Genomic DNA, 14,014 nt, shown 5'->3' with positions numbered 1-14,014 from the left:
CGGCAGGATCCTGGGATGGAGCGTGTACGTGATGTCTCTGAACTGCCGAAAGCCCATCTGCACCTGCACTTCACCGGCTCGATGCGGCCCTCGACCGTGCTGGAACTGGCCGACAAGTACGGGGTGCGGCTGCCCGACGCGCTGAGCGAGGCGCTGGTCAGCGGGGAGCCGCCGAGACTGCGGGCGACGGACGAGCGGGGCTGGTTCCGCTTTCAGCGGCTGTACGACGCGGCGCGCTCGTGCCTGCGGGAGCCGGAGGACATCCAGCGGCTGGTGCGGGAGGCCGCGGAGGAGGATCTGCGGGACGGGTCGGGGTGGCTGGAGATCCAGGTCGACCCGACGTCGTACGCGCCTCGGCTGGGGGGTCTGATCCCGGCGCTGGAGGTCATCCTCGACGCGGTGGAGACGACGTCCCGTGAGACGGGGCTCGGTATGCGGGTCCTGGTCGCGGCGAACCGGATGAAGCACCCGCTGGACGCGCGCACGCTGGCCCGGCTGGCGGTGCGGTACGCGGATCGGGGCGTGGTCGGCTTCGGGCTCTCCAATGACGAACGGCGGGGGATGGCGCGCGACTTCGACCGGGCGTTCGCCATCGCGCGGGAGGCCGGGCTGATGTCGGCGCCGCACGGGGGCGAGCTGACGGGGCCGTCGTCGGTGCGGGACTGTCTGGACGACCTGGGCGCGAACCGGCTGGGGCACGGGGTCCGGGCGGCGGAGGATCCGCGGCTGCTGAAGCGTCTGGCCGACCGGGGTGTGACGTGTGAGGTGTGCCCGGCGTCGAACGTGGCGCTCGGTGTCTACGAGAAGCCGGAGGACGTCCCTCTGCGAACTCTGTTCGAGGCGGGTGTCCCGATGGCTCTGGGGGCGGACGATCCGCTGCTGTTCGGGTCCCGGCTGGCGGCGCAGTACGAGATCGCGCGGCAGCATCACGGGTTCACGGACGCGGAGCTGGCGGAGGTGGCCCGGCAGTCGGTGCGGGGGTCGGCGGCGCCGGAGGATGTGAAGACGAAGCTGCTGGCGGGGGTGGACGACTGGTTGGTGTCGTAGCGCGGCTGCGGGTGGGTGGGGGGTCGGGGCCGTGCCGGGGGGTGTCCGTCCTCGGAACGTCGCGATGGGGTTGCGTACCGACTCGCTGTTCGTTGACGCGACAACCGCTGCGGGCGGACACCCCCCGGTACGGCCCCTTGCGTCCGTCCGGCGGGTGGCTGCGGGCATGCGCACCGCCCCCGCTGCGGGCATGCGTGCCGCTAGGGGCGGCACGGGTGGGCGCAGCGGCACCTCGTCGCGCCGAGTTGCGCACCCACCCGCCCCCAGCACCGACGCCGAGCGCCTACAGGCTGACCCCGACCGTCACCGGCTCGTTGACCAGCGTGATGCCGAAGGCCTCGTGGACACCGGCCACGACCTCACGGGCCAGGGTGAGGAGGTCCTCGGTGGTCGCACTCCCCCGGTTGGTGAGGGCCAGGGTGTGCTTGGTGGAGATGCGGGCGGGACCGTCGCCGTAGCCCTTGGTGAAGCCCGCCTTGTCGATCAGCCAGGCGGCGGAGGTCTTGGTGTGGCCCTCCCCCGCCGGGTAGGCGGGGGGCTCGGCGTCGTCGCCCAGGCGCTGCTTCACGCGCGCGCGGAACGTCGCGAAGCCGGTGTCCGTGAGGATCGGGTTGGTGAAGAAGGAGCCTGCAGACCAGGTGTCGTGGTCCTCGGCGTCCAGGACCATGCCCTTGCCGGCGCGCAGCTTGAGCACCGTGTCCCGGGCAGACGCGAGCGGGACGCGGTCGCCCGCTTCCACGCCGAGGGCGCGGGCCGTCTCGGCGTACCGGAGGGGGGCGGAGAAGCCGCCCGCTTCCTCCAGGGCGAAGCGCACGCGCAGCACCACGTAGCGCTCCGGGTCGGACTTGAAACGGCTGTGGCGGTAGGAGAATGCGCAGTCCGCGTTGGCCAGAGTGACCGTCTCGCCGGTCCGGCGGTCGTACGCGACGACCTCGGTGATCGTCGAGGAGACCTCCTGGCCGTACGCCCCGACGTTCTGGATGGGGGTCGCGCCCGCCGAGCCGGGGATGCCGGCCAGGCACTCGATGCCGGCGAGGCCCGCCTCCACCGTGCGGGCGACGGCGTCGGTCCACACCTCGCCGGCGGCCAGCTCCAGCCGGGTGCCGTCGAGGGAGAAGCCCTGGGTGGCGATGACGAGGGCGGTGCCCTCGAAGCCCTTGTCGCCGATGACCAGGTTCGAGCCGCCGCCGATGAGCAGCAGGGGGGTGCCCGCCTCGTCGGCTTCGCGGACGGCGGCGATCACCTCGTCGTCCGTCGTCGCGGTGATCAGCCGGGTCGCGGGACCGCCCAGCCGGAAGGTGGTCAGCGGGGCGAGGGGGGCGTCGTGGAGTTCCTGCACGGGCTCAAGAGTACGAGACGGCACTGACAGGCTCGGGCACGCGTGCGTGCGGCCGCCTTCGTGAGGAAGGGGGCCGCACGCACGCGTGGCTGTCAGGACAGGCGTCGCATCGCCTCGGACCAGGAGAGCGGGAGTTCCTCGCTCTTCGCCTGCCAGGTGGTGAACGCCGCGTCCGCCATCTGCGGGGCGAGGCCCCGGGCGGCCGGGCCGTGGGCGCCCGAACGGACGAAGTCGCGGAGCGCGTCCTTCGACTCCCAGGCGGACAGCGTCCAGAAGGTCCGCTTGAAGGGCTGCGCCTTCAGCGTGGCCCCGTAGGCGCCCGGGCTCCGGCTCACCTGCCGCCAGACGGCGGGCGTACCGGCGAGGAACTTGAGCGCTCCCCACAGCGTGCGGGTCTCGAAGCGGGAGGCGAAGACGTGCACCTCGGTGTCGTCGGGCGGAGTGTTCGGGACGGTCCAGGGAAGGGTGGGCATGGCTGTTCCTCCTTCGGGTCGTCGAACCTGGTGGTCAGGCCTGCTGGTCTCAGCGGGAAGCGGTCTCCAGGACGGGCGCCGGTTCGGCGGCGGCCGCCTGTCGCTCGGTGTGCCGTCGGGTCGGGATCAGCAGGGCCGCGATGCCGGCGAGGCCGACCACCGCCGAGCCCGTCACCAGGGCAGGCCGCATGCCGTCGACGAAGGCCTGGCCGGACTCGTAGCCGCCCTGGGCCGCGAAGATCGACGCCATGACAGCGATACCGAGCGCTCCACCCACCTCGCGCAGGGCGTTGTTCGCGCCGGAGGCGATGCCCTGCTCCTGGGGCCGGACGCTGGACATCACCAGGTGCGCGGCGGGGGCGAAGTACAGGGCCATGCCGATGCCGCTGACGATCAAGGCGGGCAACTGGGCGGTGTAGGAGGCGTCCGCCGTGGCCACTACCGACATGTAGCCGAGGCCCAGGGCCTGCAGGAAAAGGCCGGCGGCGACGACCGGGCGGCCGCCGATGCGGTCGGCGAGGATGCCGGCGATCGGGGCGACCAGCATCGGCATACCGGTCCAGGGCAGCATCCTGAGGCCCGCCTCGGTGGGCGAGTAGCCGAGGACACCCTGCATGTACTGGCTGAGCAGGAAGATCGAGCCGAACATGCCGAGGAACATCAGCAGGCTCGCCGCGTTGATGCCCGAGAACGCCCGGGAGCGGAAGAGCCGCATCGGGAGCATGGGGTTCCTGGCGCGGGTGCTGTAGAGGACGAAGCCCGCGAGCAGTGCGGTGCCGGCGAACAGGCCCGTCAGGACGAGGGATCCGGTCCAGCCGTCGACGGGTCCGCGGACGAGGCCGTAGACGATCCCGAAGAGACCGCCGCTGGCGAGCAGGGTGCCGGGGATGTCGAGCGGTGAGCCGGTGCCGTGCGACTCGGCGAGGCGGAGGCGGGCGAGCGGCAGCAGGGCCAGTCCCAGCGGGACGTTCAGCCAGAAGATCCACTGCCAGGAGATGTGTTCGGTGAGGGTGCCGCCGACCAGCGGCCCGGAGGCGACGGCCAGTCCGTTGACGGCGCCCCAGATGCCGTACGCCATACCCCGCTTGGCAGCGGGTACGGCGGCCGTCAGCAGGGTGAGCGTCAGCGGCATCATGACGGCCGCGCCGGCGCCCTGGACCGCGCGGGCCGCGATGAGGGAGTCGATGCCGGGTGCCATGGCCGCCGCGGCGGAGGCCCCGGTGAAGACGGCGAGTCCCGCTATGAAGAGCCGGCGGCGGCCGAAGCGGTCGCCGAGGGCCGCGCCGAACATCAGCAGGACGGCGAAGGTGAGCGTGTAGGCGCTCACGGTCCATTCCAGATCGTGCAGGGCGCCGCCGAGGTCCTCGCGGATGGAGGGCAGCGCGGTGGTGACGACGAGGTTGTCGAGAGCCGCCATGAATCCGGCGACGCTGGTGATGACGAGGGCCCAGGCGGCTCCCCCGCGACGTGCTGTCCGCTGTGACATCGCTCCTCCAAGGGCGATTCGCGTGATCGATTAGTTATTGATTACTAACTTTTGCGGTCATGAAAAGGCCGGGCATCCTCGCCCTTCCTTGTCAGCCGCCGGGCTCCGGCGGGGTCAATCCCGCCCAGACCCGGTGATCGGCCGGGAATCCCATGGCCACCAGGCAGTTGATGAGCATGCCCTGGGACAGGAAAGTCGTCGTCTCGTGAGCGTCGGCACCCAGTGGCAGGTGGATGGTGTCCCACAGACGCATCCAGCCGCTGCGCACGGCCTCACCGAACTCGTGGTCCCCCTCTTCCTCGGCGGCCGCCACGGCGAGGTACATCTGCATCTGCATCATCAGCAGCTCGGGCTGTTCGGAGATGGCCTCGATGTACGCGCCGCCCATGGCATGGCGGGCCTCTTCGCCCTCCAGCCCCTCGGCCGCCTCCGCGAACATCCGGATGGTGTCCTCGACGCACCGCTCGGCCGCCGCCAGGAAGATCGCTTTCTTGCCGGGGAAGAGCCGGAAGAGATACGGCTGCGAGACGCCGACCCGCCGGGCGATCGCCTCGGTCGACGTGCCGTGGTAGCCGCCGCGGGCGAACTCGGTCGTCGCCGCACGGATGACGCTCTCGCGCCTCTCCTCCGCACTCATCCTGGCCATGGAAGTAAGTTAGTACTCAATCACTAAGTGAGTCAAGGGGGTACCCAGGCCTCCGTGCGCGTAAGGGGCGCCCCGCTACGGAAAGCGCCCCTTACCCTTACCCGTCACTGATGTGCGCCGCCGACCGGCTCAGGCCAGCCGTACGACCGCCCGCGACATGCCCAGCACCTTCTGTCCCGCGCTGGTCGCCGTCAGGTCCACGCGGACGGTGTTGTCGTCGAGCTTGGCCGCGACCTTGGCGGCGACCTCGATCACGGCGCCCTCGTCGTCGTTCGGGACGACGACCGGCTTGGTGAAGCGGACGCCGTACTCGACGACCGCACCCGGGTCACCGGCCCAGTCAGTGACCACGCGGATCGCCTCGGCCATGGTGAACATGCCGTGCGCGATGACGTCCGGCAGGCCGACCTCCTTGGCGAACTTCTCGTTCCAGTGGATCGGGTTGAAGTCGCCGGAGGCACCCGCGTACCGGACGAGATCCGCCCGGGTCACGCGGAAGGTCCGCGCGGGCAGTTCGGTGCCGACCTCGACGTCGGAGTAGGAGATCTTCGCCGTCATGGGATCGCTCACGCCTCCTCGGCCGCGCGGGCCACGAGCTTGGTCCAGGCGGTCACGACGTGCTCGCCGGCCTCGTCGTGGACCTCGCCTCGGATGTCCAGGATGTCGTTGCCCGCGAGGGACTTGACGGCCTCGATGGTCGAGGTGACCGTGAGCCGGTCGCCTGCGCGCACCGGGCGGCGGTAGGCGAACTTCTGGTCGCCGTGCACCACCCGGCTGTAGTCCAAGCCGAGCTGGGGGTCCTGGACGACCTGGCCGGCGGCCTTGAAGGTGATCGAGAAGACGAAGGTCGGCGGCGCGATCACGTCGGGGTGGCCGAGTTCCTTGGCCGCCTCCGGGTCCGTGTACGCGGGGTTGGCGTCCCCGACCGCCTCGGCGAACTCTCGGATCTTCTCCCGGCCCACCTCGTAGGGCGCGGTGGGCGGGTACGTCCGCCCCACGAAGGACTGGTCGAGCGCCATGGCTCGGCACCTCCTGGTTGCTCTACCGACCGGGTTGCTCTACTGACCGGGTCGTTCTACTGACCGGTACGGGTCGTTCAACGACGCGAGGCCGCCCCCGATCACTCGGGAGCGGCCTCGCGTACGAGCCTGATTTATCGCGTCTCGCGGTGCGCGGTGTGCGCGTTGCAACGCGGGCAGTGCTTCTTCATCTCAAGACGGTCCGGGTTGTTACGCCGGTTCTTCTTGGTGATGTAGTTCCGCTCCTTGCACTCCACGCAGGCCAGCGTGATCTTCGGGCGGACGTCGGTGGCAGCCACGTGAGTGCTCCTTGACGAACGGATGGGATGGTTTAACGCATAAAAGAGTAGCCGATCGAAGGACCGACCCCGCAATCGGCTACTGTCAGTAGCGGTGACCGGACTTGAACCGGTGACACAGCGATTATGAGCCGCTTGCTCTACCGACTGAGCTACACCGCTGTGATGCGATCGGGTCCCGCCTCGCGACGGGAACCTCACACACCAGAGCCCCAAAACGGAATCGAACCGTTGACCTTCTCCTTACCATGGAGACGCTCTGCCGACTGAGCTATTGGGGCGAGCGATGAAGACATTACACGGTCGGAAGCCGTTCACCCAAATCCGTTTCGGGGTACCCGCCGCAGGCGCTCGGACCGTCCTGTCGGCGGCCTGCCGGCGGCCTGCCGGCGGCCTCTCGAGCGCCAGCCCTTTCCGCATCCCTCCCGCTTCCCATCCGCACAGCGGGCCACACCGGTACGACTATTGCGCTCCTCCCCGCCATGGGCGGGAGGCCGTCCTAGGCTCGACTCACTCTGCGTGATCATGCGTCCTCCCGTGCGCAAGCCCGAGCCCCTGGAGCGCGATGCCCGACAGCCAGCCGCAGCCGCCACCGCCCCCGTCGTCCTCGCCGGGTCCGGCCGACCCGTCGTCGCTGCTGCTGTGCGGGGCGCGGCTCACCGACGGCCGGACCGTGGACGTACGGCTGGGCGGCGGGCACATCGAGGCGGTCGGGACGGCCGGCAGCCTGGCGGCGGGCGGCACGCGCGCGTGCGGGGCGCGGGTGGACCTCGGCGGCTATCTGCTCCTGCCGGCCCCGGCCGAAGCGCACGCCCACGCCGACACGGCCCTGTCGGCCGACACCGAGGGACCCGTCTCGTACGAGCCGCGGGACGTGCAGCGCCGGGCCACCGAGGCCGCGCTGCTCCAGCTCGGGCACGGGGCGACCGCGCTGCGGGCCCACGTGCGCGTGGGGGACGTCCAGGGGCTGGGCGCGCTGGAGGCCGTGTTGCAGGCGCGGCGGGCCCTGCGGGGGCTGACCGAGCTGACGACGGTCGCGATGCCACGGGTGCTGACCGGGGTGGCCGGCGCGGACGGGCTGGCGGTGCTGCGGGACGCGGTGAAGATGGGCGCCTCGGTGGTGGGCGGCCGGCCCGATCTCGACCCGGATCCGACGGGGTACGTGGAGGCGGTCCTGGAGGTCGCCTCCGAGCACGGCTGTCCCGTCGACCTGCACACGGACGCCGGGGATCCGGCGCGGCTGGCCCGGCTCGCGGCGATGGCGGGCGGGCTGCGTCCCGGCGTGACCTTGAGCCCGTGCGGCGACCTCGGACGGCTGCCCACCGAGGTGGCCTCGCGGACCGCCGACCAGCTCGCGGCGGCGGGGGTGGCGGTGGTGTGCCTGCCGCAGGGCGGCTGCGGTGGCGTGGACCGGCGGGGCGCGGCTCCGGTGCGGCTGCTGCGCACGGCCGGGGTGCGGGTGGCCGCCGGGAGTGGGGCGCTGCGGGACGTGTCGAACCCGGTGGGGCGCGGCGATCCGCTGGAGGCGGCGTTCCTGCTGGCCTCGCGCTACGGGCTGGCACCCGAGGAGGCGTACGACGCGGTGAGCACGTCGGCGCGGGCGGTGCTGGGGCTGCCCGCGGTCCGCGTGGAGGCGGGCTTCCCGGCCGAACTGCTCGCGGTGCGCGGGGACACACTGGCGGGGGCGCTCTCGCTGGCGTACAGCCGGGTGGTGGTGCACCGGGGGCGTGTGGTGGCGCGGACCAGCGCGGTGCGGGAGTACTGCGATTCGGCGGCTTCGGCGGAACTGGGGCTGCCGCGGCAGGGGCGGGGAGAGGTGTCGTAGGGGCCGGGGGGAGGTGTCGTAGGGGCCGGGTGTGAAGCGGCTTGGCGGAGGACCGACGCTCTGTCGTGGGGTGTGGAGCGGTGGGGACGTGGGCGGGTGGGGATGTAGGGCGGTGGGCGGGTGTAGGGCATTGGGCGGGTGTGTCGTGTGCGTCGTGGGGGCGTGGGCGAAGTCGTGCGGCGGACGGGGGCGTCCGGGCGTACGGTCGGAGGCATGCGCATTGTCATCGCTGGTGGTCATGGTCAGATCGCGTTGCGGCTGGAGCGGCTGCTCGCCGCGCGCGGGGACGAGGTAGCGGGGATCATCCGTAAGGCCGAACAGGCCGACGATCTGCGGGAGGCCGGTGCCGAACCGGTCGTGCTCGACCTGGAGTCGGCGTCCGTGGACGAGGTCGCGGAGCGCCTGCGGGGTGCCGACGCGGCGGTCTTCGCGGCCGGCGCGGGCCCGGGCAGCGGGTCGGCCCGCAAGGACACGGTGGACAAGGCCGCGGCGGTCCTCTTCGCGGACGCGGCGGTGAAGGCGGGCGTACGGCGCCTGGTGGTCGTGTCGTCCATGGGCGCCGACCCTGGGCACGAGGGCGACGAGATCTTCGACGTGTACCTGCGTGCCAAGGGCGAGGCGGACGCGTACGTGCGCGGTCTGAACGCCCTGGACTGGACGATCCTGCGGCCCGGTCAGCTCACCGACGACGCCGGCACCGGCCTCGTCCGCCTGGAGGCGCATACGGGCCGCGGGCCGATTCCGCGTGACGACGTGGCCGCCGTATTGGCGGAGTTGGTGGACACCGCTGCGACGGCCGGGCTCACCCTGGAGCTGATCAGCGGGCCCGCTCCGGTGTCCGTGGCGGTTAAGTCGGTGGCGGGGAACTGACGGCTCCCGTGCGGAGTTTCCCTAGAACAGGGGCAGTTGGCCGGGGAAGTCCGGCACCGCGTAGCCGTCCAGGGCCGGCTGCTCCGCGCCGGGCCGAGCCTGTCGGCGGGAGCCCGGGCAAGAGGTGAGTTCGCCGTGTTCCCGGGCGCCGGGCGGGTCGTGGCGCGCGTACCGCCCGGCGACGACGGCGATCTCGCGGCGGCACTCGGGGCAGTTTCTGCGGCGGGAGGACATGGGGCCAGTGTGCCGCGTGCGCGGCGCGAGTATGCCTGCCCTCCCCTGACCCGCGCCTCGGACTGCGTCCCGGCGCACAGGTGCGGGGCACGGTGCGCGGAGGGGGTGCGCCGTTGACCGACGCGCGGGTGACGCTGGTGGACGCTGCGGGCAACGTGATCGCCACGCCCCGGACCGGCCTCGACGGGGCGTACGCCTTCTCCGACCTGGACATCGGCGGGTACGCGGTCACCCCCATGCCCACGGCGATCACGGCGTACCAGCGGCAGCAGCCGCGACCGGGTACCCGCCGCGGGCGCGTCGGTCTCGGGCACCGGCGTGGACGACCACGACATCGAACTCGCCCACGGGAGCGAGTAGGCGGCGGAGTGGTGGGGCGCACGGGGCGCGCCGCGTGAGGTGCGGTGGGGCGCGCTCGGCCGGTTGCCGTACTCCCGGTCGGGTCGTCGCGGCTCATCGTGTCAGGCCGCCCAGGACGTACCGACTCGTCCGGCTGGCGCGCCGAACCTCCGCAGCCACCGCAGGCGTTCGCCGCCTTTGCGCCGTAGCTTGCCGAGTGAGAGACGTGTCACCCCTGCTCTGCGGCAGCTGCATACGAAAAACCCCCTTCTTCCGCGTCTCCGCAGAGGAAGGGGGTTCTCCCCAGTGTGGCGGCGCCAGGATTCGAACCTGGGAAGGCTGAGCCGGCAGATTTACAGTCTGCTCCCTTTGGCCGCTCGGGCACACCGCCGGGGGTTGCTGCCCTTCGAACCGCTTTTCGGCGGCGCTCCGTGGCAACGACGTAAACAATACCTGATGTGGAGGGGTGCTTCGCCACCCGATTGATCGGCGCCCGGAGGGCGGGGGGTGGCTAGGCTTGTCCGGATGCGGCCCGGGACCTGAACGGGACCGGCGGCCGCCCACGTACGCCGGTACGCACGATACGCACCCCGATACAAGGAGCCACAGGACATGGCCGACTCCAGTTTCGACATCGTCTCGAAGGTCGAGCGGCAGGAGGTCGACAACGCACTCAACCAGGCCGCCAAGGAGATCTCGCAGCGCTACGACTTCAAGGGCGTGGGCGCCTCGATCTCGTGGTCCGGTGAGCAGATCCTCATGGAGGCGAACTCCGAGGACCGGGTGAAGGCGATCCTCGACGTCTTCCAGTCCAAGCTGATCAAGCGCGGTATCTCGCTGAAGGCTCTGGACGCGGGCGAGCCCCAGCTCTCCGGCAAGGAGTACAAGATCTTCGCTTCGATCAAGGAGGGCATCTCCCAGGACAACGCGAAGAAGGTGGCGAAGGCCATCCGCGACGAGGGCCCGAAGGGCGTGAAGGCACAGGTCCAGGGCGAGGAGCTGCGGGTCAGCTCCAAGAGCCGGGACGATCTGCAGGCCGTCATCGCCCTGCTCAAGGACAAGGACTACGACTTCGCCCTGCAGTTCGTGAACTACCGGTAGGTCCGGTCGGGTCCTCGGGGCTCCCGGTCCGCACCGGTACGAGGAAGGGCGGGTACCTGCCGGTGTCCGCCCTTCTCGCTTGTCGGCCGCGGTCGGTGGTCGCGTTCAGCTGCGCGAGTTGCCGAACAGGAGGCGGTAGACGACCAGGAGGACGAGCGATCCGCCGATCGCCGCGGCCCAGGTCGTGCCGTCGTAGAAGTCCTTGGTGATCGGGTGGTCCATCCAGCGGGCCGATATCCAGCCGCCGATGAACGCGCCCGCGATGCCGATCAGGGTCGTGCCGATGAGGCCACCCGGGTCGCGCCCGGGCAGCAGGAACTTCGCGATGGCTCCGGCCAACAGTCCCAGGATGATCCAGCTGATGATGGTCATGCCGTGAACCTGCCCTTTCACGCTGTGCCCGCACTGTCCCGGCCATGTGATCTTGCTCCCGGCAGGCCGTGTTCGTGCGTCGTACGTCGGGCGTCCCGCGCGCGTCGTCCTTGCCGCGCGCTTTCACGCCGTCTTGGTGAGGAGGACGCCCTGACGTCAGCCGCCGGTTGCACTGATCAGTAGGGTGCGGTGCATGACAGCCTCCGCTTCCGCACTGCGCCGTAGCCTCGGTGTGGGGGACGCCGTCGTCATCGGACTCGGCTCGATGATCGGAGCCGGGATCTTCGCCGCCCTCGCACCGGCGGCACACGCGGCCGGGTCCGGGCTGCTCCTCGGGCTCGCCGTGGCCGCGGTGGTCGCCTACTGCAACGCCAAGTCGTCGGCTCGCCTCGCCGCCCGGTATCCCGCCTCGGGCGGCACGTATGTCTACGGGCGTGAGCGGCTCGGGGAGTTCTGGGGGTATCTCGCAGGCTGGTCGTTCGTGGTCGGGAAGACGGCCTCCTGTGCGGCGATGGCGCTGACTGTGGGCACGTACGTGTGGCCTGGGCAGGCGCATGCGGTGGCGGTCGCGGCCGTAGTGGCGCTGACCGCGGTGAACTACGGCGGGATCCAGAAGTCGGCGTGGCTGACGCGGGTGATCGTGGCGGTGGTGCTGGCTGTCCTCGCTTCCGTGGTGGTCGGGTGCCTGGTGTCCGGTGCGGCGGACGCCGGGCGGCTGGACGCCGGGGCCTCGGGCGGAGCGGACGGAGTGCTTCAGGCCGCCGGCCTGCTGTTCTTCGCGTTCGCCGGGTACGCCCGTATCGCGACCCTCGGTGAGGAGGTACGCGACCCGGCGCGCACCATTCCGCGCGCGATTCCGCTGGCGTTGGGCATCACGCTGGTGGTGTACGCGTGTGTGGCGGCGGCTGTCCTTTCGGTGCTCGGGTCGGACGGTCTCGCGGACGCGTCGGCGCCATTGGCCGATGCGGCGCGGGCGGCCGGGACGCCCTGGCTCGTGCCGGTGGTGCGGGTCGGTGCGGCCGTGGCCGGGCTGGGCTCACTGCTGGCTTTGATCCTCGGCGTCTCGCGGACGACGCTGGCCATGGCCCGGGACCGGCATCTGCCGGGGGCGCTGGCGGCCGTGCATCCGCGTTTCCAGGTGCCGCACCGGGCGGAGTTGGCGGTGGGTGCGGTGGTCGCGGTCCTGGCCGCCACGGTGGACGTCCGGGGCGCGATCGGGTTCTCCTCCTTCGGTGTGCTGACGTACTACGCCGTGGCCAACGCGTCGGCCTGGACCCTGGCATCGGCATCGGCATCGACTTCGATGTCGGCGGCGCTCGCGGCTCGGGTGGTGGCGGGAGTCGGGCTGGCCGGCTGCGTGGTGCTCGCGTTCTCGCTGCCGGCTGTATCGGTGGTCGTGGGAGCGGGTGTGCTGGTGGTGGGCGCGGTCGTGTATGGAGTGCGGCAGTGGGCGGCGGGGGCCGGGGCGGGGAAGGCATAGGGCTGCGGGGCGTTGGGGGCAGGCACTTCGCCACTGTTGCGGGTCGGGCTCTCTTGGCCCCCGGCAACTGCTCGATCGCGGTCATGGGTTCATGATGCAGGCCGCCGCTGACAGCCGGGCGGGCCTGTGGACAACCCCTGGCCTGTGGAAACCGGGCCGCGCGGCCCCGCCGTCAGCGTGCCGTGAACGGCTCGTCGGTCCGGACGATGTCGCGGCCGAGCGGGAGCAGCGAGACCGGGATGAGCTTGAAGTTGGCGATGCCGAGCGGGATGCCGATGATCGTGACGCACAGGGCGATGCCGGTGGCGATGTGGCCGAGGGTCAGCCACCAGCCCGCGAGCACCAGCCACAGCACGTTGCCCACGCAGGACGGCGCGCCCGCGTCACGCCGCTCGACCGTCGTGTACCCGAAGGGCCACAGGGCGTAGACGCCAATGCGGAAGGCCGCGATGCCGAACGGGATCCCGATGATGGTGATACAGAGCAGCAGGCCCGCGAGCATGTAGGCGAGGAACAGCCAGAAGCCGCTCAGGACGAGCCATATGACGTTGAGAATGGTCCTCATTGGTTCCCACCTGCCATCTTCTCTAGCCGGGCGATGCGTTCCGCCATCGGCGGGTGCGTGGAGAACATCTTCGAGAGGCCCTGGCCGGGGCGGAACGGGTTCGCGATCATCATGTGACTTGCGGTCTCGATGCGCGGCTCGGGGGGCAGCGGGAGCTGCTTCGTGCCGAGTTCGAGCTTGCGCAGGGCGCTGGCCAGGGCGAGTGGGTCGCCGGTGAGCTGGGAGCCGGAGGCGTCCGCCTGGTACTCCCGGGAGCGGCTGATGGCCAGTTGGATGAGCGAGGCGGCGAGCGGACCCAGGATCATGATCAGCAGCATGCCGAGCAGGCCGGGGCCGTCGTCGTCGTCCGAGCGCCCGATCGGGATCAGCCAGGCGAAGTTGACCAGGAACATGATCACGGAGGCGAGGGCCCCGGCGACCGACGAGATGAGGATGTCGCGGTTGTAGACGTGGCTGAGCTCGTGGCCGATGACGCCGCGCAGCTCACGCTCGTCCAGAAGGCGCAGGATTCCTTCGGTGCAGCACACGGCGGCGTTGCGCGGGTTGCGGCCCGTGGCGAAGGCGTTGGGCGCCTCCGTCGGAGAGATGTACAGACGCGGCATGGGCTGGCGGGCCTGGGTGGAGAGCTCGCGGACCATGCGGTAGAGCCCTGGGGCCTCGAACTCGCTCACCGGGCGGGCCCGCATCGCGCGCAGCGCCAGTTTGTCGCTGTTCCAGTAGGCGTAGGCGTTGGTGGCCAGTGCTACCAGTACGGCGATGACGAGCCCCATGCGGCCGAAAAAGCTGCCGATGACGATGATGAGGGCGGACAGTCCCCCGAGGAGGACTGCGGTCCTGAGCCCGTTGTGCCGGCGGTGCACGGTACGCCCTCCAAGTGGTGCGGCAGGGGGACCCTTGCTCGGTGATCTGCGGTGCCACT

General features: G+C 71.1%; 17 protein-coding genes and 3 tRNA genes. 6 read left to right on the top strand and 14 right to left on the bottom strand.

The window, feature by feature from the left end; genetic code table 11:
* Nucleotides 1-15: 15 nt before the first annotated feature.
* Nucleotides 16-1,047 (top strand): adenosine deaminase, encoded by a 1,032-nt coding sequence (locus tag ACFZBT_RS16315; RefSeq protein WP_391103501.1) that lies wholly within the window; start codon nucleotides 16-18, stop codon nucleotides 1,045-1,047.
* A 283-nt stretch (nucleotides 1,048-1,330) separates the two neighbouring features.
* Here ACFZBT_RS16315 and ACFZBT_RS16310 read toward each other — a convergent pair whose 3' ends face one another.
* The 9 genes from ACFZBT_RS16310 to ACFZBT_RS16270 form a co-directional block, all read right to left on the bottom strand.
* Entirely contained in the window at nucleotides 1,331-2,386 is a 1,056-nt protein-coding gene (locus ACFZBT_RS16310; protein ID WP_391103498.1) for a UDP-N-acetylmuramate dehydrogenase, read from the bottom strand.
* 92 nt (nucleotides 2,387-2,478) lie between these two features.
* Nucleotides 2,479-2,859 (bottom strand): DUF3291 domain-containing protein, encoded by a 381-nt coding sequence (locus ACFZBT_RS16305; protein ID WP_391103496.1) that lies wholly within the window; start codon nucleotides 2,857-2,859, stop codon nucleotides 2,479-2,481.
* Nucleotides 2,860-2,908: 49 nt separating this feature from the next.
* A complete protein-coding gene (locus tag ACFZBT_RS16300) occupies nucleotides 2,909-4,345 on the bottom strand; it encodes a DHA2 family efflux MFS transporter permease subunit (protein WP_391103493.1) in 1,437 nt (478 codons plus the stop codon).
* A gap of 91 nt (nucleotides 4,346-4,436) precedes the next feature.
* Complete coding sequence (locus tag ACFZBT_RS16295; RefSeq protein WP_391103490.1) at nucleotides 4,437-4,991, bottom strand: TetR family transcriptional regulator; 555 nt, start codon at nucleotides 4,989-4,991, stop codon at nucleotides 4,437-4,439.
* A gap of 129 nt (nucleotides 4,992-5,120) precedes the next feature.
* Nucleotides 5,121-5,549 carry a MaoC/PaaZ C-terminal domain-containing protein gene (locus ACFZBT_RS16290; protein WP_391103677.1) on the bottom strand — a complete coding sequence of 143 codons (429 nt, stop codon included), beginning with the start codon at nucleotides 5,547-5,549 and terminating at the stop codon, nucleotides 5,121-5,123.
* Between the two features lie 8 nt (nucleotides 5,550-5,557).
* A complete protein-coding gene (locus ACFZBT_RS16285; protein WP_391103487.1) occupies nucleotides 5,558-6,010 on the bottom strand; it encodes a MaoC family dehydratase N-terminal domain-containing protein in 453 nt (150 codons plus the stop codon).
* A 134-nt stretch (nucleotides 6,011-6,144) separates the two neighbouring features.
* Nucleotides 6,145-6,309 (bottom strand): 50S ribosomal protein L33, encoded by a 165-nt coding sequence (rpmG, locus tag ACFZBT_RS16280; protein WP_003948671.1) that lies wholly within the window; start codon nucleotides 6,307-6,309, stop codon nucleotides 6,145-6,147.
* Between the two features lie 89 nt (nucleotides 6,310-6,398).
* Nucleotides 6,399-6,471 (bottom strand) — tRNA-Met (locus ACFZBT_RS16275).
* Nucleotides 6,472-6,517: 46 nt separating this feature from the next.
* Nucleotides 6,518-6,590: transfer RNA gene (locus ACFZBT_RS16270), tRNA-Thr, on the bottom strand.
* A gap of 284 nt (nucleotides 6,591-6,874) precedes the next feature.
* On the opposite strand from ACFZBT_RS16270, the gene ACFZBT_RS16265 reads away from it, so the two are divergent.
* Both ACFZBT_RS16265 and ACFZBT_RS16260 read left to right on the top strand, forming a co-directional pair.
* Nucleotides 6,875-8,134, top strand: coding sequence for an amidohydrolase family protein (locus ACFZBT_RS16265; RefSeq protein WP_391103485.1), 1,260 nt, complete (start codon nucleotides 6,875-6,877; stop codon nucleotides 8,132-8,134).
* Nucleotides 8,135-8,347: 213 nt separating this feature from the next.
* Entirely contained in the window at nucleotides 8,348-9,004 is a 657-nt protein-coding gene (locus ACFZBT_RS16260) for an NAD(P)H-binding protein (RefSeq protein ID WP_391103483.1), read from the top strand.
* A 21-nt stretch (nucleotides 9,005-9,025) separates the two neighbouring features.
* On the opposite strand, the gene ACFZBT_RS16255 is transcribed toward ACFZBT_RS16260, so the two are convergent.
* A complete protein-coding gene (locus tag ACFZBT_RS16255) occupies nucleotides 9,026-9,238 on the bottom strand; it encodes a hypothetical protein (RefSeq protein ID WP_391103481.1) in 213 nt (70 codons plus the stop codon).
* A 113-nt stretch (nucleotides 9,239-9,351) separates the two neighbouring features.
* Between ACFZBT_RS16255 and ACFZBT_RS16250 the strand changes: the two genes are divergently transcribed.
* On the top strand, nucleotides 9,352-9,636 hold the full coding sequence (locus ACFZBT_RS16250; RefSeq protein WP_391103479.1) for a hypothetical protein: 285 nt from the start codon (nucleotides 9,352-9,354) through the stop codon (nucleotides 9,634-9,636).
* Between the two features lie 250 nt (nucleotides 9,637-9,886).
* On the opposite strand, the gene ACFZBT_RS16245 is transcribed toward ACFZBT_RS16250, so the two are convergent.
* Nucleotides 9,887-9,968: transfer RNA gene (locus tag ACFZBT_RS16245), tRNA-Tyr, on the bottom strand.
* 221 nt (nucleotides 9,969-10,189) lie between these two features.
* Between ACFZBT_RS16245 and ACFZBT_RS16240 the strand changes: the two genes are divergently transcribed.
* Nucleotides 10,190-10,678 carry a YajQ family cyclic di-GMP-binding protein gene (locus ACFZBT_RS16240; RefSeq protein WP_382489292.1) on the top strand — a complete coding sequence of 163 codons (489 nt, stop codon included), beginning with the start codon at nucleotides 10,190-10,192 and terminating at the stop codon, nucleotides 10,676-10,678.
* A gap of 105 nt (nucleotides 10,679-10,783) precedes the next feature.
* Here the strand turns inward: ACFZBT_RS16240 and ACFZBT_RS16235 are convergent, their stop codons facing one another.
* Nucleotides 10,784-11,050, bottom strand: coding sequence for a GlsB/YeaQ/YmgE family stress response membrane protein (locus tag ACFZBT_RS16235; protein WP_391103476.1), 267 nt, complete (start codon nucleotides 11,048-11,050; stop codon nucleotides 10,784-10,786).
* A 193-nt stretch (nucleotides 11,051-11,243) separates the two neighbouring features.
* Here ACFZBT_RS16235 and ACFZBT_RS16230 point away from each other — a divergent pair, with 193 nt between their 5' ends.
* The gene (locus tag ACFZBT_RS16230) at nucleotides 11,244-12,530 is read left to right on the top strand and encodes an amino acid permease (protein ID WP_391103473.1); all 1,287 of its coding nucleotides are present in this window, start codon (nucleotides 11,244-11,246) and stop codon (nucleotides 12,528-12,530) included.
* A gap of 172 nt (nucleotides 12,531-12,702) precedes the next feature.
* On the opposite strand, the gene ACFZBT_RS16225 is transcribed toward ACFZBT_RS16230, so the two are convergent.
* Nucleotides 12,703-13,095 (bottom strand): YccF domain-containing protein, encoded by a 393-nt coding sequence (locus ACFZBT_RS16225; protein ID WP_189728669.1) that lies wholly within the window; start codon nucleotides 13,093-13,095, stop codon nucleotides 12,703-12,705.
* Entirely contained in the window at nucleotides 13,092-13,955 is an 864-nt protein-coding gene (gene htpX, locus ACFZBT_RS16220) for a zinc metalloprotease HtpX (RefSeq protein WP_382489286.1), read from the bottom strand. The genes ACFZBT_RS16225 and htpX overlap by 4 nt, the downstream gene beginning before the upstream one ends.
* Between the last annotated feature and the right edge of the window lie 59 nt (nucleotides 13,956-14,014).

Source organism: Streptomyces sp. NPDC008137 (assembly GCF_042957035.1).
Classification (GTDB): Bacteria; Actinomycetota; Actinomycetes; order Streptomycetales; family Streptomycetaceae; genus Streptomyces.
This window is presented reverse-complemented; position numbering and strand designations above follow the sequence as displayed.

Coding starts and splice junctions, on each gene's coding strand:
- ACFZBT_RS16295 (WP_391103490.1), bottom strand. CDS start 4,991: ATGGCCAGGATGAGTGCGGAGGAGAGGCGCGAGAGCGTCATCCGTGCG.
- ACFZBT_RS16225 (WP_189728669.1), bottom strand. CDS start 13,095: ATGAGGACCATTCTCAACGTCATATGGCTCGTCCTGAGCGGCTTCTGG.
- ACFZBT_RS16255 (WP_391103481.1), bottom strand. CDS start 9,238: ATGTCCTCCCGCCGCAGAAACTGCCCCGAGTGCCGCCGCGAGATCGCC.
- ACFZBT_RS16265 (WP_391103485.1), top strand. CDS start 6,875: ATGCCCGACAGCCAGCCGCAGCCGCCACCGCCCCCGTCGTCCTCGCCG.
- ACFZBT_RS16285 (WP_391103487.1), bottom strand. CDS start 6,010: ATGGCGCTCGACCAGTCCTTCGTGGGGCGGACGTACCCGCCCACCGCG.
- ACFZBT_RS16230 (WP_391103473.1), top strand. CDS start 11,244: ATGACAGCCTCCGCTTCCGCACTGCGCCGTAGCCTCGGTGTGGGGGAC.
- ACFZBT_RS16315 (WP_391103501.1), top strand. CDS start 16: ATGGAGCGTGTACGTGATGTCTCTGAACTGCCGAAAGCCCATCTGCAC.
- ACFZBT_RS16260 (WP_391103483.1), top strand. CDS start 8,348: ATGCGCATTGTCATCGCTGGTGGTCATGGTCAGATCGCGTTGCGGCTG.
- ACFZBT_RS16235 (WP_391103476.1), bottom strand. CDS start 11,050: ATGACCATCATCAGCTGGATCATCCTGGGACTGTTGGCCGGAGCCATC.
- ACFZBT_RS16290 (WP_391103677.1), bottom strand. CDS start 5,549: ATGACGGCGAAGATCTCCTACTCCGACGTCGAGGTCGGCACCGAACTG.
- ACFZBT_RS16300 (WP_391103493.1), bottom strand. CDS start 4,345: ATGTCACAGCGGACAGCACGTCGCGGGGGAGCCGCCTGGGCCCTCGTC.
- ACFZBT_RS16240 (WP_382489292.1), top strand. CDS start 10,190: ATGGCCGACTCCAGTTTCGACATCGTCTCGAAGGTCGAGCGGCAGGAG.
- ACFZBT_RS16305 (WP_391103496.1), bottom strand. CDS start 2,859: ATGCCCACCCTTCCCTGGACCGTCCCGAACACTCCGCCCGACGACACC.